Consider the following 23321-nt stretch of genomic DNA (forward strand, 5'->3'; position numbering starts at 1 on the left):
CAACATATGACACTTTCGAGTCAATAGTGAAACAAACGTGTCAGAATGAATATGAAAACATACTGATTGGTCGAAATATCTTCACTAAAGTGATGCATTTGATACAATTGTTTCACTTAATGATACACTCAATATTTTTATATTCGCTATAATATAGGTAAGAGTGCCCTATTTATAGAGAGGAGTATATAATATGAGTTTTTTCCTAGAATTGCAGAAAAATAAGAATTCAACACCAATTGAAAAAGCAATTACCAACTTCATCATTAACTATCCAAATCAGGTAATTGAAATGACAATGGAAGATCTTGCAAAAAGTACATATACTTCACGTTCCACAATTGCTCGTTTTTGTAAGAAACAAGGATATGATGGATTCAATAATTTAAAAATGCAACTTGCTATTGAACTGAATTTATTTTTAAAAGGTGAAGAAACAACATTATCTTCCCTACCTTTTGAAAAAGGTGATGAATCCTCAGAGATTGTAGATAAGATTATTTCACAAAGTACATTCTCTATTTCTGAAACTATCAGATCCAATCCAATTGAAAAAATCGAGAACCTTGCTGATAAGATTCTCGCTGCAGACCATGTGGTTTTCCTAGGTGTACAGTTTAGTGGAGTTGTTGCTTATGATGCGCATTTAAAATTCTCCAGAATTGGACTACATAGTAAATACTTTACTGTGGAAAGTGATATCTTAACCTATTCTTATTTTGCATCTCCCAATGATGTTGTATTCCTTCTGTCTTACTCTGGCGAAACCTCAGTTATGTTAGAAGCTGCAAAACACATTAAGAACAGAGGTTCTTACATGGTATCCATTACCAAGAATTATAAAAATTCTTTATTAGATTATTGTAATTTGAATATGTATATTAATAGTATTGATGATCCAAACAACAACTTATCACTATCATCAAGAATTGCTACATTGGGTCTTATTGATGTAATATATGGAATATTATTTAATGAACAAAACGAGAACTTCTATGATCGATTAATGAAAATAAATAAACTATATAAAAAAGATTTTGGTAATTATTAATGTCCTCATCAACCATAACAATCATTGGACAGATTATCTCCATGTTCATTCTAATTGGAATTGGATACACATTACACAAACTAGGCATACTAAATAAAACTGTATCAAAAAGTTTATCTGATATCCTAATTAATCTAACGATTCCAATTGTCATCTTTCTCTCATTTAATAAACCCTATAATAATATAGATGCAACAAATCTACTAATAAGTTTTGTTTTTTCCATCATCGCTCATTTATTATTTATCCTTACAGCACAATTACTCTTAAAAGATCCCATTGATAAAAATATAGTAGCAATCCCGAATTCAGGATTTATGGGAATCCCTTTAGTATCTGCAATTGTAGGAGAATACGCTATATTCTATATTTCAGCATATATGGTAGTCAATTCGATTGTACAGTGGACATATGGATATAATACACTTAGTCCTCATAATAAATTATCCTTGAAGAAACTATTTCTATCTCCTTTAATTATTTCAATCCTAATATCGTTATTTGTATACTTTATGAATATTCAAATATCTTCTATAGTTACTACTCCATTAACCTACTTAGGTAATATGAATACACCACTTGCAATGTTAGTGCTAGGTTCTTTCCTTGCATCAAGCAATATAAAAGACCATCTTGATGAACTAAAAAAGAATCTTCCACCAATTCTAATTCGTCTTATTCTATTACCACTTATTTGTGTACTCTTAGGATTCTTTGTAGGAAAAGACTTAGATTTTCTAAGAAGAATCATCCTGATTCTCTCAGCCTCTCCTGCAGCAATCAGTGTTGCATTATTCACAGAAAAAGCAAAGCTAAATTCAAATCGAGCATCCGTGCTGATTTGCCTATCTACTTTGCTTAGTTTATTTACGATTCCAATCATCCTTGAAATTGCAATATCGTTTTGGAGTCTTTAATCTCTATATAAAACAAAAGCCCAACTAGGGCTTTTATAATAAATTGAAGTGCTTTAACGCATTTACTACACCATCATTGTCGACATCGTCTGTGACATAGTCAGCTACATCTTTTACTTCTTTTGAAGCATTTCCCATCGCAACCCCAACTGCCACATGTTTCAGCATTGGAATATCATTTCCACCATCTCCTAATGCCATCGTTTCTGATAACTTAATATCAAAGTGTTCCAGAAACTTATCAATACCATTCTGTTTCGTTCCACCCATTGGTGATACATCACAAAATAAATGATGCCAACGTGAAGAAATACTGTTTGGTAATAATTTCATAATTTCTTTTTCCTGTGGTTCATCCACAAACAACATACACTGATATACGTTATAATCCGTTAAGATACTAACATCACTTGCAGGGGTTGCATCATTCTTAGTAATCTTATTTAACTCCTCTACTCGCTCATTTCGTTTATTATAAAACTTTCTGTCTTTGGTAATAAAACCACATGCAATCGGATGATCTTCAATATAGTTTAATAAAGTTTTTATATCATCTTTATCAACTGCATTTTCATATATCACTTCATCACCTGAAAAACAGTACTGTCCATTCATTGTGATAAATCCATCAAAGGGTAAATCCTCCAATGCACCTAACCCATCTTTTCCTCTTCCTGTCGCAATAAATAACTTAATTCCCTTCTTACGTAAATCCTTTAATGCCTGGATTGTGGAATCCGCTATCTTATGCGTTTTAAAACTTATAAGTGTTCCATCAATATCAAAAAAAATCGCTTTAATCATCTCTTTATGTCCTCCCTAAGATAAAGTATACCATGATTATTTTAGTGGTTTATATAACAATTCTATAAATTAAAATTAATATATGATAAAATTCTATTAAAGTTATAATTATATGAGAGAAAGAGAATGGTGAATTATGAAGAAAATAATAAAACTAATTTTTGTTTTATGTTTCCTTGTAGTATTTGGTTGCGGAAACACAAACAAGGAAATAGTGATTACTGACTATTGGACTGAAACTCAACAATTAATATTGGACTTAACGAATGACAGTGGTGATTATGAAGATGATAATTGGACCATGTATGTCCAACCTGAAATTGAAGCTGAAGATGTAAATAAAAGAGATTTGAGAGTATCAAAAACTATAGAAGACACAACAGACCAAAAATTATCTGTTTCTTTTAGTTTTAAACATATTTCTGGTTCACAGCGTACTATTTATACATATGAAAAAATTGAAAAAATAGATACTGAAAATTCAATAATCCAAACATTGACTTTAACAGCTTATGATGGAGGTAATTACAATTATGCTCTTGAATACTCTGCTGAGAGATATGTAAATAATAAAGTTGCTAATAGTGATATAAAAAATGGCAGACTTATCTTGGAAGGTGAAGATAAAGCAACATATTTATCAGTTCCTCTTTTGAAGGAAGGAATTACATCCATAGAAAAAACTATTACTGACTTTGAGAATAAATTTGATATTAATTTAGAAGACTATGGATTTGTTAATATTGCCAAAGCGTGTAAAAACGAAGGGTTTGAAGAACAATTAAACATTGCTGATGATACCTCTGAAAATTCAATTAACGTCTACTCTGATATAGATTATACTGCTTCTGGTCATAGTTATTTTTGGAACTTAAACTATGAAGATGGATATAAAAATGTACTGTTTCGAAAGTGTGATGTTGATGTTTTATCATATATCGAAAATTACAATGTTACATTAGAAGAAGTCGAACCTAATAAATTCTATGATATGTTGATGTCAAATGGGGACTTGATTCAAAGAGTTGCATTCTATGAAGACAATATACTTATTTATTCATCAGAATTTACATATGAACAAATTGATAATGATTTGATTAATAATAAAGGAATGGAATCTGAAGTAATATTAGGTAACAAAGAAATCGTTTTATAGTATATAAAACCTCGTTATTGAAATCATCATAACGAGGTTTTATTTTTATACACTTATATAATAACTAAACTAAATCACGATAGGTAATTAATTCTATCTCATTCTCTTTTATATACCTAATAATTTCTTCGTCGATTGCTAAATCTAAGTCCAGCATTCGATCTAAGGTTAATGATGTATGTTTAAACAATTCATAATCGATATGACCACAGTGGACAATATAAATCCAGATTTCATTATCACCAATATTTGGGAGAAATTTATTTATAAATCTTACTTTCTTATCTGGCTTTAACTGATCCTCTAATGAACGATTTTTATCCAGCAAATCAGCATCCATTGGATAATTGTAATCATCATTTCCAAGCACATCCATTGAGAAAATAATCTTGTATTTATCTGCAACTGTCTTCATCGCTTTGATAGTATTTGGTGTACACAAAGAATGAGGATGAAGATATTCTGGGTTTCTTCCCATCAGTTCAATAAATCGTTTTACTTGATTCTCTGTTTCTAATAATACTTCATCATATGGATATGGATCTTCTTCAAACACAGCAACAAGACCCTGAACTTCTTTTAATGGATATTTCTTCATTTGTTCTTGTGAAGTAATAAACATACCATCAGCATCAACCAAACTTGGAACCTCTTTTGGATTGCTTACTGGTTTACCTGCAACAAAATTAATATCAATCCCTAAACATACATCAACTGATTTAATTTTTTCTGCTGCTAGTTTTGAGCTGTCCATATTCACAAACATCCCAGTATTACGAATAATACCTTTTGTAATCCCCTTGATTACACCATCACTGACTGCATCTGTAATTCCATAGTCATCACTTTGCATTAGTAATTTTTTCATTTATTTGTTCTCACTTTCTATTTCTACTACTGCATCATCCTCACCAAATCCAAAAATCATACTCATTACAAATGCAATTACAAAGGTAACTGCGCATGCGATAATTGCATATGTCATATTTGAAGATTCTCCTCCAGCAAAACTTAAAAATGCCAGAATATTTGTTGCACCAAAGAAATAGTATTTAACACTTAAGAGTCCTGCAATCAGTCCGCCAGCAAACCCACTTGCTAATAGGTATATAATACTTCTTTTATATCTTAGTAAAATTCCAAATAGTACTGGTTCACTAATACCTCCAAGTATAAGAGTAACTGCACTACTGCTTGCATACGCTTTATTTTCAGCACCTTTTATTTTGATTAAGTAGGCAAGAGAAATTGCAATTAGTGCATAATTACCAATACTTGCGCCAACAAACATAATTGATTCAAATCCTTGAGTTGCAATCTGCGTAACTCCAACAGCAATTAATGCCTGATGCATTCCTGTTGCGATTAATAGCGGCCATAGAGCTGCTACTAGACCTACTGCGATTGGACCTAATACTTCATGTAGTTTCGTAATTGCGACAGCCAAACCATCTCCTACGAAAGCTCCAACTGGTCCTAGAATACACAATGCAATTGGTAGCATAATTAGAACCGTTAGAAGTGGAAGTAACATAGATTTCAATGCTGTTGGAATTACTTTTCGTAATCCTTTTTCCAAATATGACATTGCCCAACAAATCATAATCATTGAAATAAAACTAGACGAATAGGTAGTCAGTTTCATTGGAATTCCATATACACTAAATGCCTGACCTTCTTCCACAATCTGGAATAAGGTTGGATGCAGTAAAATCCCCGCAATAAATAGTGATAATGGAATGCTTGTATTAAATTTTTTCGCTGCTCCATATGCCACATACATTGGGAAGAAATAGAATCCTGCATCTCCTACAAATGTTAATAATCGCATAAGATCATTTGTCTCAGGTAATACATTCAACATTGTTGGGCCAAGCAATGCAACAATCAATTTAATCAAACCGGCAGCTGTTAGAATTGGTAACATTGGCGCAATACATGCACCAACAACATCCATGATTGTATTTCCAATTCCTTTTAATGAAAAGTCCTTTTTCTTAGGTTCTTCTTCACCTGCTGCTACTTCTGTATTTGGTAATTGCGATGAAACTTCACTAAATAATTCCTGAACTGCAGGACCTATAATTAGTTGAAGTTGTCCCCCTTTGTCGACAACTCCCATCACATCACTTGTGGCTTTTAAACTATCCACATCAACTTTATTCATATCTTTGATACGAAATCTTAATCTTGTTATACAGTGAGTCACAAATTCTATATTATCTGCTCCTCCTACTTTTTCAATAATACTAGTTGCTAATTCTTTTTTGTTCATTTTAATAAACCTCCTTTTTAAACAACTTATGTTTAAAAGGTCTAGCCAGCCTTACTGTCACTATCCAGTTCAGTAATAACCTCACCTCCTTATGTTATGACAACCTAATGGTTTGTCAGTTTAACTACATGTACAAGCAAAAATAGAATTTCTCCATCCAATGATTCCTTATACATGGTAGAAACATACTTTAGTATTTTTAATACCGTATCATATTGCTGAGGATACTGCTCTTTGAGCGTATTCAACAATTCCTGATTTCCTTCTGCTTTTAGATTACTTTTATTCAAAATGCGTTCAAAGAAGATTCTTAGATGCATCAGAAATCTTGTGTAATCCAAACTGTCTTTATCAAGCTCTAAATTAAAATCACTTTCAACAATCGTATATACATCTTCAATCATTCTTGTGGTAGCAACAATATCTTTTACTTCCGTATTGTTGATTTGCGCATTCACAATATGTAATGCGATAAAACTTGCTTCATCATCATCAATCTTTACATCAAATCTTTTTCGAATAATTTCAACTGCTTTTAATCCAGCCTGATATTCTTCTTTATACAGACGTTTTACATCCCATAACAAACCATGGTCAAACGCAATCCCCATACTGATGCGTTCAATAAGATTATGAATATGATCAGTCAGTGTGACATAGATTTTATCACTAAGATCTTTATCTACGTTTTCTTTAATGACATCAATTACTTGCTCCGAAACTTCAATAATATCATTTGGAACACTCGTTAAGACTTCCTGATAGCGATGGATTATTTCAATATTCTGACTTCTAAAAACTGTTTCAATTTTATCCTTATCAACAACATCTCCACTTTTCTTTTGAAAAGCAATCCCTTTCCCTTTTATAATAATTTCATTGTCATGTTCATCAAGACACATAACAGCATTATTATTCAGTACCCTCTTAATAATCATTTTTCACACCTCTATTCTATTACCATCAGTATATCATTTACCTCAACCTTATTTATATTCATTATCTGGATATTTTCATAATTAGCTGAGTTGGTAATAACCATAATCAAATCCCCTTCATATCCCTCATCCTGAATGAAATTAAAATCTACAGATACAAGTTGATCACTTACGTTCACTTCATCTCCTAATTTCACATAACCAGTAAAACCCTTTCCATCAAGTTCTACTGTATCAATACCAATATGAAGCAATACTTCTACTCCCTCATCACTAGTAATCCCAATTGCATGATTAGTTGGAAATACTGCAGTAATCACCCCACTGATTGGTGCAACTACATTAGAATCATTTGCGACAACTGCTACTCCTTCTCCTAGCATTTTCTGAGAGAACACTTCATCATTTACTTTTTCAATTTCTTTTAAATTACCTTTCACTGGTGCATATATATTCATTATTTTACCTCCTTTAAAAATCAAAAAAGATCCGTTACATAATTAAAAAATCATGTAAACAGATCTTGCTTAACTTAATAATTACAATACTGAGCTACATCCACATATTAGCATTAAAGATTTGCTTTGTAAATAGAAATTCATTTTTTTTACCAAAATTTTGTGTATTGCAATAAGAAGAATTGAATACTATAATTATTTTAGATTATAAGTATTTCATATAAAGAAAGAATGGAGAATTCATAAAAATGAAGAGAATTATATTACTACTATTTGTTTGTATTTGCCTTACTTCCTGCTCTCAAAACAGCACCGATTCGAAAGATAATACAACAAAAAAAGATACGCAAGAAAAGAGTTCAGAAACTACAAAAGATGATTCAAAACAAGAAAATAATAATCAAAACAATGATAAACAAGAATCTGATTTTGACGACGATACCGCGATTAATACATTAGTAAATTATCTTAAAATTGAAAACAAAGATGACTTCGTTTTTAATACATTAGCAAAAAATAATGATTATATCAATTTAGAGGTAATATCTAAAGAATTATTGAAAAAAGGTGGTTTAGAAAGCGTAGGTAACTACTCTGTTTCTAAAAATGGAACTGTTGCAGAAATGATTGTTCCTGATGAATTAATTGGGTCATGGCTAAGTGATGATCACTCAGTAAGTTATATTATAGGTTATGACACAATTACAGTTAATCCTTATCAATACTCTATTACTGAATACAACATTACAGCTGAAGATGATACTACAATTACTTATGAATTTTATTGGGATATTGATAAATTTGTAGAACAGTATAATTTAAATATAAACCCTCAACCAGTTATCATTGAATACAACAAACAGGATCAAACAATTAATACTGGTGTTATGTTGCATAAAATAACGAATTAAAATCTTTATTCTTTTTATACATTAACAATAAAACAAGCTACACTAAGATTAAACAATCTTAGTGTAGCTTTTCAAATGTTTTTAGAAATTATGAAAACAAACAAAATTTCTGAATACAATTTAATTATTTATCTCATTATTGCATTTCATTTCATCAGCTAACTCATCACTTGAATACTCATATTGTTCTTCATAGTAATAAGAAAAATCTAGTCCTTTAAAAAATATCTCTCGATTATCGACATCAGCTGTTGTTATGTTTTTTAGTTCAACTATTAATTGGCTACTATCTTTTACTGACTCTTTCATAAGATACATATACTCTTCTTTATCTAATTTCGACCAATCAATAACCACATTTAGTTCTTGCAAGAGAAGACAATCTAACCATAGTCTTCCACTCCTTCCATTTCCTTCTCGAAAGGGATGAAGAATATTTATTTCAACATACTTACTAATGATATCTTCAAAACTTGCAGTTGGCATTTCATCTATTCTTTTTAAGTTTTCTTGAAGAAAGTTTGTGTTTGCAAACTGAAAACCGCCTTTGGATAAATTAACTTCACGAAGTTTGCCAGCCCATTCGTAAATATCATCAAATAGCATTGTATGAATAACAAACAGCGAATCAATCTTTCTAAAATCAATTTCTCTATATTTTTTTTGCATCCAAAAAGAAATCGCATTTTGCTTGCTTATACGCTCTTCTTCTTTTTTTAATTTTGCAATCTTCTCTATTCCAAGTTTATTTTTAATCATTCAATCACCTTTATTTATTATCATAAGTATATCATATTACATTCTAAACATTATTATTTTTATTACTTATTATCCATCTGACATTAAGCAGAAATAAGGTTTTAATTAGTATAATATTACCACCTCTATTGAAAGCCATCATAAAATTGATTATGATAGGTTCATAAGAGGTATAACTATGAGTCATACAACATATGAAAGTGTAGCATGGGAAAATAATTTACCAGTTAAAATTCTTCATTTCAATTTAAAGGAAATTAGTAAACAATATCCACAATTGGATATTCAAAGCACTAACTTCATTCCTCTACATTGGCATCGAAGCATTGAGTTTACTTATGTAAAAAAAGGAAATATTTTTTTGCGAGTTAATGATAACCTAACACAAATAAACAGTGGTGAATATTTACTTGTAAATCATAATGAACTACACGAAATACATAGTAATGTGGAAGCCGATACAGAAGCTATCTGTCTTATTATTTCCTATGACTATTTAAAGAATTCTATTCCTGATTTTGATACTTTATATTTTAAATTAAATCCAGAACACTCAAGTTATAAAAATTTTAAACAACGCTTTGAAAAGATTGTTAATTATTATAATGATCATAATGAATACAATTATTTACGTATCACTTCTATAATTAATGAAATCATGTTTGATTTAATTAATTACCATAGCAGTAAAATCAAACACGAGAATGTAAGAGAACAAGCTTATATCAAAGAAGTAATCAACTATATTCATAGTCATTATAATGAAGATTTAACCCTTGAGACAATGAGTTCAGAGTTTCATATTTCGCGCGAACATTTTTCACGCCTTTTTAAAGCACGTTTAAATACTTCTTTTTTAAATTACCTACAAAACTATCGTATTTATCAGGCTTTTCCAGAGATTGTTAATTCTAATCTTACGATTGACGCAATTAGTAGAAAGCATGGTTTCCCTAATACGAAATCATTAATTGCCCAATTTAAGAAGAGATATAACGCAACACCAATGGAATATAGAAAAAAACATCATCAGGAAATATCAATAATTGACCATAATCTAAATATAGAATGACAACAATGAAAGCGTTTACTTCGTTATGATATACATATCATAGGAGGTCAAACATGAAAGAAAAGAAATATAGTGATAGTTTAGTAAAAGCTATCAAAGAGAAACAATATGTTGAAAACATAAATGGAATGAATGTGATTCAAAAGCCTATTCCAGATTGTGATATTAAAGGGGCTATGGATCCTCGTCTTTATGATGATCAAAAGAAGATGGCGACAATGATGCGATTTATGCCGAAAGGATTAATGAAGATGGATGCATCACCAAAATCAATTGAGCGATTAAGAAAAATGTTCAATGGTGTAAAGAGTATTCCTGTTACATCAGATGCGATTGAAACAAAAGAACTATTCATCAAAGGTAAAGATGATAACGATATTCCTATTACAGTCTATTTACCACTAGAAAGAAAAGAGAATTTATCTACTTTATACTATATTCATGGTGGTGGTTTTTTTGGTGGACATCGCGGAGTTGTTGATCAGTTAGTAAGAATGATTGTTGAAAAGTTTAATATCGTTGCTGTATCAATTGAGTATCGTTTAGCTCCAGAAAATCCATATCCGAAAGGTCATGAAGATTGCTATGAAGGATTGAAATGGGTATACAAGCATATTAGTGAATATAGTGGTAATCCTAATAATATTTTTGTAGCTGGTGATAGTGCTGGAGGTAATCTCGCACAATACTGTACTACACGTGACTTAGAAGATAATTCTCATATGGTAAGAGGACAGATGTTACTATATCCAACAGTTAATATGGCTGGTATTGATGATGAATATTCACACTGGAGTATTGATAAATATAATATTTATGATAAACATAAAAAGGTTTTAACGGCGTCTTTATCAATGATGGGTGGAGATAATGGTATGACAAGTATGCTGGGTTCTTTATTAGGAACAACTGATATTATGAATAACTATTTAACTCCTTATATGATGGATCCAGACAATCTGCCACCAACATTAATTACTGTAGGTGAACATGATTTTCTTTATATTGAATGTTTAGCATATGCCAGAAAACTAAATCAGGCAAACGTAGATACAACGACTATTGTCTATAAAGGGATGGGACATGCTTATGGAGACAATATTGGAGTTTATCCACAAAGTGAGGACTGTGCATTAGAACTTGGAAATTTTATTGAGAAATATACAAAGTGAGGTAACGATGATGAAAAAACTAGTATTTGATGTTGGCGCAAGTGCAATTAAATATGCACTTATGGATAATGAAGCAAATATATATGAAAAAGGAAGTGAGAAAACACCTCAAGATTCTCTTGACTCGTTTCTAGCTATTTTAAACTCTATTTATACTCAGTTTGAAAAAGACATTGATGGAATTGCAATGAGTTTACCTGGAACAATAGATTCCACTACTGGTCAAATTTATGCTCCTGGTGGTCTGCTGTACAATGCAAATGTCAATCTGATAGAGCGAATGAAAGAGTTTACTTCCCTGCCTATTACCCTTGAAAATGATGGTAAGAGTGCTGCTCTTGCAGAAGTATGGAAAGGTCATTTACAGGATGTAAATGATGGGATTGTACTTGTTTTAGGTTCTGGTATTGGTGGAGGAATCATTAAGGATAAAAAATTATGGCGTGGAAGTCATTTGTTTGCAGGTGAATTTTCTTTCATCATGCAGAATGGTACTTTTGCGATGGAGAATGTATTTGCAATGCGAGCAAGTACTTCTGCTCTTGTTTATGGAACAGCTGCAAGAAAACAAATAGCCCCTGATACCCTTGATGGTCATAAAGTATTTAATATGATTGATAATAACGATGAAGATGCCTTGATGTCACTTCAAAATATGTGTAAAAGTTTAGCAGTAGAAATCTTTAACCTGCAATGTATCTTAGATCCTCAAAAGTTTCTAATTGGTGGAGGTATATCACAACAAAATATTGTAATTGAGAAAGTACGTGAAGAACTGGATCTTATTTATGATGCAATTCCTTTTGAAGTTCCTCGTGCTGCTTTAGATGCTTGTCGTTACTATAATGACTCTAACTTAATTGGTGCTTTATATAATTTCTTGAGTATACATAATCTTGGAACAACAAATGAAAAATAACATTAAAAAGAAAAGTTATCTGTTGATAATGTTGTTTTTATGTTGCTTAATTATTGCAACTCTATTTGATTTACAGATTTCAACTGCTCTATATAATCCAAAAAGTACATTTGGCTGGTTCTTTGAATCCTTTGGCGAAATGATTATTTTTCTCATTGGAGGTTTCAGTTCTTTGTTCTTAATTATTGTAAAGGATAGGAAAAAGAGATTATCAACTGTTATTTATGGATTCTTATACTTATTTAATCTATTAGGATTTATAATGATAATTTCTACTCATTTAAAAGTATCATCACTAATGCTTATACCACTTGTAGTTATTTATCTAATGGTTACGATTCTCTTGGTAAGAGCAGTTCCAAAGGAAAACTATAGTATTACCAAAAAGATAGCGATGATTGGCCTAATCTTATCACTGGCTCCTATCTTTATAATCAATATTATAAAAATGATATGGGGTCGACCTCGGTTTCGTTCTATGAGCAATCCTTCATTACAATTTACACCTTGGTACCTTCCTCAAGGACTTACCACAAACAATGAGTTTATGTCATTTCCATCAGGACATGCTGCAAACAGTTCAACAATCCTTTGGATCACATTATTACCTTATGCAATTACTTCATTAAAATCAATAGTAAAACCTATTACTGGATTTGCAATTATTTGGTTTATTTGTGTTATGGTTAGCCGCATTATTATGGGAGCACACTTCATGAGTGATGTTGTAATCGGTGCTTCCATTACCATTACATTATTCTTACTATTAAAAAGGAGGTATTTAAAAAATCATGATATTTAAAAAATACGCAATAAAAAAGATATTAATTAACTTTGTACTTGTGAATATTGTTATTAATGGATTCTTCTATTATTTTAACTTTCGTAATTATGAAGGTCCATTGTACCTTCAATCAATTAAAGGAGATTTACTATTTGGCTTAGTAATGTTAGCACTTCTTTGTGCATATACTGGATTTATCAATACTCAAAAAGATGTATTAACTGGAACTTTTTATGAAGAAGATTTACATTTCAAACTTAGTAAATATCTTCCAAAAACACTGACATTACGATTATTGGCAGTTATTCTATTCGTATCCATAATTGTTTACCCCATGTTTATTACGATACCAAACCTTTTAGGTGTCAACGAAATTAATCATACGATTGGATTTCTAATTAAAACCGGGTCTGCTGCACTTGCAGCTGCAGTTATTGGTTACTTTGTAATTACACTATCTATTAGTGACTACAAAAACTTATCTAATAAAACATATTAGAATTATTTATAAAGACTATAAAACCACAAAAGCGTGTACTTAATAAAGTACACGCTTTTACAGTGTTCAGCTATTTTTTTGATTCTTCAAACTTTCTTTTTCCTAAAATACCAAACAATGCAACTGATCCAAACAACAGCAATAACATTATTCCTTTGTTTGTATTATCACCTGTAGATATATCTTCACCATTAATGATTTTATCATCTGCTGCTTGATTTGGAATTTCCGTTCCATCGATTGTTGGATTATTTTTTAAAACTAAATTAGATTCTGCTTTTTCTAAAGTAGTTTTAGCATCAATAAAATCAATCTCACTTGTATCAGATGGGTCTAATCCCATAAGGTAGTCATAAGCTTCCTTATAAGTCTTATAAGAATCTGCTGTATATTTTTCTTCAGCTCGTAATTCAATATTATTACGATATTCTTCTAAATCAACTGCTCTCTTTTCTAATGAAAGAAGTGCATTTTGAATTTTTTCTACCATTTCTGATATTTCTTTTTCAGATCCTGATTCAAATAGTTTTTCACTTTCCTTAAGAAGTGTACTTAGTTTTTTATAAGATGAACTAGTATAGTTATCTTTATTTACTGTATTAGCAACTTCAACTTTTTCACTCAATGCTTTAACGCTTATAAGTTCACTTCTTGCATCTAGAATTGCATTTGCTAATGCTTCATCTTCTGATGACTCATGAGCCTTTTTCGCATTGTTAATAGCTGTTGTAAGCTTCTTATATGAATCTGTTGTATAGTCTGCTCCATTGATTGCTTCTGCTTCTTTGATAATAGCTTCTAAGTCAACTGAAGACTTAATTTGCAATTTTTCTTGTGCTTCATTAATATCCTTAATTGCATTAGCAATCTCATCTATACTACCATTTTCAAGAAGCCCTTTTGCATTTTCCACTGCATCTTTGTATGCATTATAACTATCTTCAGTATAGTTTTCTGAGTCATATGTATCAAACTCTTCAATTACTGCTTTTAATCCTGTAATATCTACTAAGGCAGTTATCGCATCATCAAATTTCTTTTGCGCCTTTTTCATATCAGTTGGATGTACTCTATCTTGTCCAAGTTTATCTTGCTCAATTAAAGATTCTAAATCTTGTTTTGCAATAATTAAGGTTTCATAGCTTGTTTTTGTATAATTATCTTCATTTATGAAATCTGTTTTTTCTAGTCCTAATTCTGCTAGTTCACGATTTCGAATAGAATATTCTAGTCTTGCTTCCGCATCATTAATTTCAGTTACAATTTTATCTGCATTGGCTTGTGACAAATTTTCAGAATCACTTAATGCAATTACTAACTTTAACATTGCTTCTTCATAATTCGCATACGTAGATACTGAATAAACATTTTCATCGTTGCTAATTTTATCTGCGATTATTTGTTCTAAGTCACTAAGATTACTTGCTTTCTCTTTTGCATTCATACGAGCCGCTTTTAGAGCTCCTAAGGCAGAGTCTGCAACTTCTTGACTAACTGAATCTTTATGTTGAATAATGTCTTCAGCAACCGCTACTGCTTCTTCATATACACGCACACTATCGTTTGTCCATGTAGATTCTGCACCATTTGCAATCTCTGCTTCCAACAACGATACATCAGCAGTTGTGATTGATTTTGTTGATAACATCATCTCAGAGATTTCAGGAATTTTATCTTGCCAACTAACAGTAATTGATACTACTGATTTTGATTGATCAAATACAAATTCATTGATTGCCTGATTCAATTTACCTGCTGATACACTTGCTCTTGTACCATCTGAATAAGTAATAGAAACTGCTGCATTAGAAATCTCACCTGTCTGAATAATACGAATTGACTTTAAATCATCAGATTCTGATATGCGATAAGTGAATGAACTATTCTTTTCTGATGATTTATATGTTGTCGCAAAATCTTTATCAAACATGTTTGATGGTATTTTACCTCTTTCTTCCGCTGCTTCTGCAATTACATCTTTATTTGATTCCGATGTAATATACTTACCATCATTTATCTGAATTTCACCAAATGCTACCCAGCGATGACTATATGTTTTTAAAGGACGAACTCGTAAATATCTTCCTTTCGCAGTTAGATTTGTTGCTTCTGCATACATATATCCTGGATTTTTTGAATCATGGGTTAACCAAGCTGCATCTTTCGCAACTGAACTATCCCATACATTTTCAAAATCACCTTCTTCGTTGAGTGTCATAACAGTAGTCCAATCACTACCGTTAGGGTCATTTGATACTTCAAAAACCGCACTTCTCAAGTAGTTCAATTGTGTTTCATTTACATAATAACGAATAGAAGTAAAATCAATTTCTTGTCCTAAATCAAACGTTATATGTTTAGTTTCATCTTGTGGTCCAGTAATCAAACCTAATGTGCTAAGATTTCCATCAAATACATTACTAACAGTATTTGCCGTACGCATATCGGTTGCACTATTTTGTTGTGCGAAATCACTTGTTACTGACTTATCAGCTATATACATATAAGAAACATTAAACTGATCAATATTCCAGACTTTTGGTGAATCTACAGTATTGATGACACGAATATAACGAGCATCAACAACTTCACTTGGATTATAATCAGTCCAAGTCAATGCATTCATTGATGTCTGCAGTTTAAATCCTTCTGGTAAATCCGTAGTGTCAATACTATTAATTTGTTTAATATTGTCTAACTTAATTCCAATATATTGATGTTGTGCTAGAGTTACGCTTCCATTTGTCAATAGTGCATTTCCCTCTGTATTTAAGTTTGCCAATATACTAGTATTCACATTTGTATAAACATGTTTTGAATCTCCATCAGAAGGTACTTCTTTTACTGTGAATTCTGAGAATTTTCCCCATGATGCACGAAGTTCAAGATTACGTATACGAATGTATCTTGCTTTTGTTCCATTTAACTCTATATCCAAAGTATCTTTTCCATTAGCAGCACCAGAATAGTTTTCATATCCATTTACTGCTGTCCAAGTGCTGCCATCAATTGATGTTTCAATTGCATACTTCATTAGCTTATCACTTCCCTCTGCTCCTACTACAATATGAGCACTTTGTAAGTTCGCGATTTTCCCTAAATCATAGCCAAGAAAATCATCTACCAAGAAGCTATCATTTGTTATGCTTGGAGAACCATCTGGATCATACCAAACAAAAGTATTATCATCTCCATCATATAAGTTACTTTCAGTTCCTGAATATATGGCCCAACGATCAGTTTTGATAATATTGTACTGAATTGGTGAACTATCATGTTTTCCTATTTCTACTTTAAATTCTCCAACTCTCCACCATATTTTTCTATGAGTAACATTGCGAATTCGAATTGATGTCGTTGTAATATTTCGTGCATCTAAATCAAAGTTTTGTACTTTAGAATTATCAATGTCAGCAATTTTCTGCCACTCATTATTAGTATCTAAATATTCTAAAGCACCATCTGTAATTACATCATTACCATTACTTCCACCTTGGGCAAAAGACACTGATTTAAGCAATTGTGGTTCATCAAATGTATAGGCTATATAACTATCTACTGGTAATTCATCTTTATTAGGATTACTTCCATTTGATATCCATACTTCACCAGCATCATTGCTTCCAGGATTACCATCATTCAACACTGCCCAATCAGTATTATTCATACGATCACGGTTTGTTGAATAAGTACCATTTACTTCAGGTTCTGGCTCACTTGCTGTTTTATTAATTGTAATTTCATGAACATTCAAATATGCATCTTTTGTATTGTTTTTTGTAGCTACTAAACGAATACCCATTGCTTGAAAATTCTCAGGTAAGTCTTCTTCATTAAGAATGATTTCTTGGTAATTTCCTTGTACAGCAACATACTCTACTCCATTGAGGTCTTCCCACTCTTTTCCATCTTTTGTGTATTGTAATTTTGCATATTCCATATGATTCTTTCCATTTCCCAGTAAGAAACGTACATATGTAATATCAATCTTTTTACCTAACATAACCCCAACATAATCACCTTCATATATCCATACTGGACTTCGATAACTTGCCATTGTTGAATCATCTCCATCAAATACATTTGCTGTGCTTCCTGATGGATTATCTTGTCTGCTAGTAATAAATGTTTTTGTTACAATATCAGGATCCATAATACTCTCTGAACGCATTGATAAGTAAGAATCTAATGCATTTACAAACGGTACGATATGTTGTACTCCAACTTCTGCTCTTTCATTATGATCTACATACCAGAACTCATGTGTTTTCGATCTCTCAAATGCTGCTTTCCCCGCTGTTTGATAATTCAATAATCCTGTAGTGTCATTGTTAATTGCTGCCTTTACTCCATTTAGATAAGCAATCGTAGCTTCGTTAGTGTCTGACCAGCAATCTAACCAATAAGACATTTGATCTTTCAAACGAGCATCTCCTGTTGAATTAGAATATGTTTCCACTGCTTCTTGTAAGATATTAAATTCTTCAATCATTACATCTACATCTGAAACAGTAAGTGTTCCTGCATTTAGTTTATTTTTAAATTCAGTTAGTTTAGGTGCTAAATCAACCGATTCCTGAAGTACTGTTACACGACTATCCATATCCTGATTAATCATATGTTTTGATAATTCTCTTAGTGCTGATGAGGCTGATGTTTCGACTGCACTATTATGATCTACATATTTAAATGAGTCATACCATGCTTGGTCAGCTTCTTCATTGCTACTCCAGATATTCCATGAATAGCATGCATTTCCAAAAATAGCAACTTTACTTGGTTCTGATTGTTGCATTGGATTTAAAACGATTCCCTGAATATTACTAGGATCTACATTTGGATGCAGGAAGGTTGTATAACCACCCATAATTAAATGTTTCTTTGAGTTGTCTGTACAAGGCCAGTTTACCCACAAGTAAGGACCACGCCCAGCATTACTTGTAAATGTTTGTGTAAAGCTATTTGATACTTCACCCCATACACGTCCACCAGTCATAACAATCTGTACATTTTCTGGGAACTGACTATAGTAAGATTCTCCCATTCCCATATATTCTTGTGTACAGAAAGGAAGTGTTAATTTCAAATCAGGATATTGTTTTTGCATTTCCTTTAACCAATCACTCATATCACTTAAGGTACGAATATAGTTTGTTCCACCTACATTTCCTGCATCATCTGCAAGAATTGCAATTTGACGAACATCACCATCTCTGATTACCTGTTCAAACTTTGCCTGCATTACTGCTAAATCTGCCTGATAATTTTCTTCTGAATTATATCTTATTGCGTTGCTCATATATGGATGAAGAGCATAAACAAATCTACATTTTGATTTATTTCCAGCATCAGCCAATGGTTTTATCTTTGTTTCAATTTCTTCAGCTGTATATAATTCACGCCAATTAGAATTATGCTTAGGATCATCCTTAGGAGCATAAAAATAAGAATTTAGCTTGTAGTTTCCTCCCCACTCCATTAGCGCAACACGATCTTCTGTAGACCAAGGATTTCCATAATACCCCTCAATGAATCCTCTGCTCTCAACATCTGCGTAATCTTCTACGATAAAGTTTTGTATTGTATAACTATCCAACTGCTTAATAACATGATTAAGTGTTGTCAAAGCATAAAAACTAGAATCTGTATCTCTTCCTAAAACAGTAATTACATTATCATCCACAGATAGTAAATAACTGTCTGTCTTATCAAATAAATTACTTGTTTTTAATGTAGAGTTATTCTCAGCATATGTATCAACATATCCTTTTGAATTATGAATTCCAATTAAAATATTTGTTTTCCCTGATTCTACTTCATTTACTTGAGTAACCTGTAATCCTTTAGAAGCTGCTATTTCATTAAATAACTGTTTTGTATATTCATCGATACCATCTTCATAAATTACATTTACCTCATTTTTTATAATGAAGTCTCCTCCTGTATATTCAATAAGTTGAGGATTCGGGTATATCTCATATTCATTTGCTTCGTTCGCGTTAATCAGATTGTTCTGATAATCTGATGGAACGATACCAATTGATAAACCCAAAATAATAAAAACCATTAAAAATTTATATACTTTTTTCATCTCTATTCTCCTTTTCATTTTTAATCCTTTCCTTATATACAGTTAAGCGTTTGTTTATCACCATCCTTTGTTTTTCTCTACATATAAAAAAAGACAAGAAAACTAATCACACATGTGATTAGTTAGTCTTGCCAATATCTTGTTACAATCTAACCTTATCGGATTTTATTGTCTTATGATACTTTTTTAGAGATTGATCTCCACCAAATATCAAAACTTACTTCCTTATATTTACTGTTGTCATCTTTCGTTAAAACACAGTAATCAAATATAGAAATAATAGAACCATAAAAACTGCTTAATATCAATTCACTGGGAATATCCTCAAATAAATCATTTTCAATAAGTTGTTTAAATACTTTACCAACAAAAGCAAAAGCTGCTGCTGGTTCTTTTTCTCTTAGATAATTTAAATCTGGAGAAGTGCTATACATATTGAAAAATGCAAAACTTGCTTTATTCTTTAAAAACCAGTTAACACTTGTAAACCACAGCATTTTTACACTTTCCTCATCTCCAGATAAATCTGATAATTTTTCAGAAATTGAGCTTCGAAAAGATTCAATTTCTCTTTTATACAGAGAAATAATTAAGTCATCTTTCGTTTTAAAGTAATAGAAAAATGTACCATTGGATACATCTGCCTCTTCTGTAATCTTTGCTGTTGTAGTTTTCTGCAACCCATTGCTTGTAAACAACAATAATGCAGCATCTAATATTTTATCTCTATTTTCCATAAGTCCTCCAAAACAGAATAATTCATAATTAATGATAGATATCATTTATTCTTATGTCAACAGAGAAAGAATCAATCTATAGAGTGTGTACTCTACAAATTGATAATAGCATAGCTATTCTAAATAATCAAATAAATTTGAATTTTTCTTCTAATTAAATAAAAAAGAACTAGTTTCCTAACTAGTTCGACTATTTTCTAAATGGAGCGAGCGAGGAGAATCGAACTCCCGTATCGACCTTGGCAAGGTCGTGTTCTACCATTAAACTACGCTCGCTTAAATAAAAAAATGGCGGAGTAGGAGAGATTTGAACTCTCGCGCCAGTTTCCCGACCTATACCCTTAGCAGGGGCACCTCTTCAGCCGCTTGAGTACTACTCCACAAGTTGCATATTGCCATATTATAATACCATAGCACAGCACTTTTGACAAGCACCAATTTACTTACAAAAAGCAAAAAGGTAGGAGTCCTACCTTATGCTATCTGATATCCTAATCCAGTAATTATTCTGGTAGCTGATGCAACTGCATCACCCCGTCCAAGAATCCCGACTGTCTTTTGTTCTAAGTTAATATCAAACTCAATTCCTGCATCAGTAAGTGCTTCTGAAATCTTTTCTACACAATGATCACAGTCCATGTTTTTTATAATTAAGATATGTTTCATTTTATTATTTCCTTTCTAAATCATCTACTACTTTGATGACATCTTCTAAGCCATCAACAATAATATCCGCTTCTTCCTGATTTATCCCAAATTCTACATCTCTTATTGCAACTACATAAATCCCGGCTGCTTTACCTGCTTCAATTCCAAACTTAGAATCTTCTACTACCACACACTCATCTTTACTAACACCTAGTTTTTCCATTGTGTGAATATAAATCTCAGGATGTGGTTTACTTTCATCGTATTCTTCACCACTTGATATCTCATCAAAGAACATATCAACTTCTAGCAGTTCTAAAGTTTTCAATATCAAATCTTTAGGACTTGAAGAAGCAAGTCCTAACTTATAGCCTCTACTTTTAAAGTGAGTTAGGGTTTCATACAACCCTTCCTTCTTAAGTGCCATGTATACTTCTTTTGTCAGCTCCAAAGAGTCGTTTACACGCTCCAAGAACGCTGTACCACTCATCTGTGGCTGAACTAGTTCATCTAGCTTCTGTGTGATTACATTGTCGTTAGAACCAACAAAAGAATGAATCAGTTCTTCCGTATAAGCAATGTTTAATTCTTCAAAGTTTTTTCTCATTAATTGCATATAATACGTTTCCGTATCTATGATTACCCCATCCATATCAAATATAATTGCTTTTTTCTTCATAAGTCTCCTAATATGTAAATTTATCGTAGTATTTCATTTTCTCTAGTGAATTCATATCTGCAATTGGATTATCATCCAGACGCAGTTCATATAGTTCGCTTAGATTTAGAAGTGGTTCTAAATCAATAATATAATTGGCTTTCAAAGTTAAACTTGTTAGCTTTGTAAGATTCATAACTGGTTCCAGTTCACTGACACCATTGTGATCCAAACGAAGTCTTGTTAGATTAACCAAGTTAGAAAGTGAAGATATATTCGTAATAACATTATTATATAAATCTAAATCAGTTAAATGATCCATTTCCTTTAACGCATCTACTTTATAAATCTGGTTATTTGCCAAATTTAATGTAGTTAGGTTTGTCAGTGTTGATAGTGCTCTGATATCACCAATCCGGTTGTTGCTGACATTTAACTTCACTAACTTTGTACAATCCTGTAAAGGAGTTAAATCAGAAATCATATTGTTGTGAAGATTACATTCTTCTAAATCTTTAAAGTTTCTAATAAACTCAATTGATTTAATTAATGTCTGATTTAGTTTAAGCTTTACCAAATCCTTCATTCCACTCAATACTTCTGGATTCACAACTCGATTATATCCTAAGTCTAATACTTTCATCTTATTTAAATGTTGTAAAGATGAAAAATCTTCTACCTGGCAATATGCCAAGTGTAGTTCCTCCAACTCTGGTACCTGTTCCAACATTTCAATGTATGGAACATTACAGAATGATAGATTCAATTTCTTTAGGTTTGGTAAACTTGATAAGAAATTCAAATCATGTAAGTAGTGATTATTTGATAAATCCAGTACTTCCAGTTTAGTGAATTCATTTAATACTGTTGCATCACTAAACAAGTTACCTGATAAATCCAATACTCTCAGATTCTTTAAATTTCCAATCATCGAAATATCATACATCCATAAGTATGGCAGATGTAATTCTTCTAACTGAACCAAATCTTCAAATACATGCAGATCAAATCCTTCACTACGAACCCCACCATGTAAGATACGTAGTTTTTCTAATTTATCCAACTTATCAATGTGCGAAATAAATGTACGATTGATATTTAACTCTTCCAGATTATCCAAATCTTTTAAGTATTTCAAATCTAATGGAAATACTTCATTATGAGATAAGTTTAAGTATCTCAGATTTACATAATCAGAAATTGGTTCAATACTCTGTAATGCATTTCTTGATAAGTTTAATTCTTCTATGTGCTCCAAACCTTCTAATGGTGAAATATCTTCAATTCGATTGGAAGATAAATCCACTTTTCTTAGATTGATACAATCTTCTAAACCATCAATTGACTCAATATCTCTACTCTTACAATTGAGTTCTTCAAGCGATATCATATCCTGTGAAGTTAATGGTTCTTCTTCACCCTTTCCTAATGTCGATAATATGCACAATCTTAAATTTTCATCCTTTATCATA

General features: G+C 31.5%; 20 protein-coding genes and 2 tRNA genes. 9 read left to right on the forward strand and 13 right to left on the reverse strand.

Features of this window, described 5'->3' with window-relative positions:
- Nucleotides 1-193 precede the first annotated feature (193 nt).
- Both J2S15_RS12635 and J2S15_RS12640 read left to right on the forward strand, forming a co-directional pair.
- Nucleotides 194-1051 carry a MurR/RpiR family transcriptional regulator gene (locus J2S15_RS12635; protein WP_307408864.1) on the forward strand — a complete coding sequence of 286 codons (858 nt, stop codon included), beginning with the start codon at nt 194-196 and terminating at the stop codon, nt 1049-1051.
- Complete coding sequence (locus J2S15_RS12640) at nt 1051-1968, forward strand: AEC family transporter (protein WP_307408865.1); 918 nt, start codon at nt 1051-1053, stop codon at nt 1966-1968. The genes J2S15_RS12635 and J2S15_RS12640 overlap by 1 nt, the downstream gene beginning before the upstream one ends.
- 33 nt (nt 1969-2001) lie before the next feature.
- Here the strand turns inward: J2S15_RS12640 and J2S15_RS12645 are convergent, their stop codons facing one another.
- Nucleotides 2002-2772 carry a Cof-type HAD-IIB family hydrolase gene (locus J2S15_RS12645; RefSeq protein WP_307408867.1) on the reverse strand — a complete coding sequence of 257 codons (771 nt, stop codon included), beginning with the start codon at nt 2770-2772 and terminating at the stop codon, nt 2002-2004.
- A gap of 136 nt (nt 2773-2908) precedes the next feature.
- Here J2S15_RS12645 and J2S15_RS12650 point away from each other — a divergent pair, with 136 nt between their 5' ends.
- Nucleotides 2909-3928 (forward strand): hypothetical protein, encoded by a 1020-nt coding sequence (locus tag J2S15_RS12650; protein WP_307408869.1) that lies wholly within the window; start codon nt 2909-2911, stop codon nt 3926-3928.
- A gap of 64 nt (nt 3929-3992) precedes the next feature.
- Here the strand turns inward: J2S15_RS12650 and J2S15_RS12655 are convergent, their stop codons facing one another.
- From J2S15_RS12655 to J2S15_RS12670, 4 genes are all read right to left on the reverse strand, one after another.
- Complete coding sequence (locus J2S15_RS12655) at nt 3993-4796, reverse strand: ChbG/HpnK family deacetylase (protein WP_307408870.1); 804 nt, start codon at nt 4794-4796, stop codon at nt 3993-3995.
- Nucleotides 4797-6203, reverse strand: a complete 1407-nt coding sequence (locus J2S15_RS12660; protein WP_307408872.1) for a PTS transporter subunit EIIC — start codon at nt 6201-6203, stop codon at nt 4797-4799. It lies immediately after the preceding gene.
- 104 nt (nt 6204-6307) lie between these two features.
- Nucleotides 6308-7141: a PRD domain-containing protein gene (locus J2S15_RS12665; protein ID WP_307408874.1), complete on the reverse strand. Its 834-nt coding sequence runs from the start codon at nt 7139-7141 to the stop codon at nt 6308-6310.
- A gap of 11 nt (nt 7142-7152) precedes the next feature.
- Nucleotides 7153-7599: a PTS sugar transporter subunit IIA gene (locus J2S15_RS12670; RefSeq protein WP_307408876.1), complete on the reverse strand. Its 447-nt coding sequence runs from the start codon at nt 7597-7599 to the stop codon at nt 7153-7155.
- 248 nt (nt 7600-7847) lie between these two features.
- Here J2S15_RS12670 and J2S15_RS12675 point away from each other — a divergent pair, with 248 nt between their 5' ends.
- Entirely contained in the window at nt 7848-8510 is a 663-nt protein-coding gene (locus J2S15_RS12675) for a hypothetical protein (protein WP_307408878.1), read from the forward strand.
- Nucleotides 8511-8630: 120 nt separating this feature from the next.
- Here J2S15_RS12675 and J2S15_RS12680 read toward each other — a convergent pair whose 3' ends face one another.
- Nucleotides 8631-9269: a Fic/DOC family protein gene (locus J2S15_RS12680; protein WP_307408880.1), complete on the reverse strand. Its 639-nt coding sequence runs from the start codon at nt 9267-9269 to the stop codon at nt 8631-8633.
- Between the two features lie 178 nt (nt 9270-9447).
- Between J2S15_RS12680 and J2S15_RS12685 the strand changes: the two genes are divergently transcribed.
- Genes J2S15_RS12685 through J2S15_RS12705 form a run of 5 tightly spaced genes read left to right on the forward strand, consistent with a single transcriptional unit; the run spans nt 9448 to nt 13715 of the window.
- Nucleotides 9448-10341, forward strand: a complete 894-nt coding sequence (locus J2S15_RS12685) for an AraC family transcriptional regulator (RefSeq protein WP_307408882.1) — start codon at nt 9448-9450, stop codon at nt 10339-10341.
- A 53-nt stretch (nt 10342-10394) separates the two neighbouring features.
- Entirely contained in the window at nt 10395-11513 is a 1119-nt protein-coding gene (locus J2S15_RS12690) for an alpha/beta hydrolase (protein ID WP_307408883.1), read from the forward strand.
- A gap of 10 nt (nt 11514-11523) precedes the next feature.
- Nucleotides 11524-12432: an ROK family protein gene (locus tag J2S15_RS12695; protein WP_307408885.1), complete on the forward strand. Its 909-nt coding sequence runs from the start codon at nt 11524-11526 to the stop codon at nt 12430-12432.
- A complete protein-coding gene (locus J2S15_RS12700) occupies nt 12422-13234 on the forward strand; it encodes a phosphatase PAP2 family protein (protein ID WP_307408887.1) in 813 nt (270 codons plus the stop codon). The genes J2S15_RS12695 and J2S15_RS12700 overlap by 11 nt, the downstream gene beginning before the upstream one ends.
- The gene (locus J2S15_RS12705) at nt 13224-13715 is read left to right on the forward strand and encodes a hypothetical protein (RefSeq protein ID WP_307408889.1); all 492 of its coding nucleotides are present in this window, start codon (nt 13224-13226) and stop codon (nt 13713-13715) included. The genes J2S15_RS12700 and J2S15_RS12705 overlap by 11 nt, the downstream gene beginning before the upstream one ends.
- 70 nt (nt 13716-13785) lie before the next feature.
- Here J2S15_RS12705 and J2S15_RS12710 read toward each other — a convergent pair whose 3' ends face one another.
- The 7 genes from J2S15_RS12710 to J2S15_RS12740 form a co-directional block, all read right to left on the reverse strand.
- Complete coding sequence (locus J2S15_RS12710; RefSeq protein ID WP_307408892.1) at nt 13786-19806, reverse strand: beta-N-acetylglucosaminidase domain-containing protein; 6021 nt, start codon at nt 19804-19806, stop codon at nt 13786-13788.
- A gap of 173 nt (nt 19807-19979) precedes the next feature.
- The gene (locus J2S15_RS12715; RefSeq protein WP_307408894.1) at nt 19980-20543 is read right to left on the reverse strand and encodes a TetR/AcrR family transcriptional regulator; all 564 of its coding nucleotides are present in this window, start codon (nt 20541-20543) and stop codon (nt 19980-19982) included.
- Between the two features lie 202 nt (nt 20544-20745).
- Nucleotides 20746-20819: transfer RNA gene (locus J2S15_RS12720), tRNA-Gly, on the reverse strand.
- 13 nt (nt 20820-20832) lie between these two features.
- Nucleotides 20833-20923, reverse strand: a tRNA-Ser gene (locus J2S15_RS12725).
- A 94-nt stretch (nt 20924-21017) separates the two neighbouring features.
- On the reverse strand, nt 21018-21209 hold the full coding sequence (locus J2S15_RS12730) for a heavy-metal-associated domain-containing protein (RefSeq protein WP_307408896.1): 192 nt from the start codon (nt 21207-21209) through the stop codon (nt 21018-21020).
- Nucleotides 21210-21213: 4 nt separating this feature from the next.
- Nucleotides 21214-21870, reverse strand: a complete 657-nt coding sequence (locus tag J2S15_RS12735) for an HAD family hydrolase (RefSeq protein ID WP_307408898.1) — start codon at nt 21868-21870, stop codon at nt 21214-21216.
- A gap of 7 nt (nt 21871-21877) precedes the next feature.
- Nucleotides 21878-23320, reverse strand: a complete 1443-nt coding sequence (locus J2S15_RS12740) for a leucine-rich repeat domain-containing protein (protein ID WP_307408900.1) — start codon at nt 23318-23320, stop codon at nt 21878-21880.
- Nucleotide 23321: the final 1 nt, after the last annotated feature.

It is taken from the genome of Breznakia pachnodae, from assembly GCF_030814225.1.
Taxonomy (GTDB): Bacteria; Bacillota_I; Bacilli_A; order Erysipelotrichales; family Erysipelotrichaceae; genus Breznakia; species Breznakia pachnodae.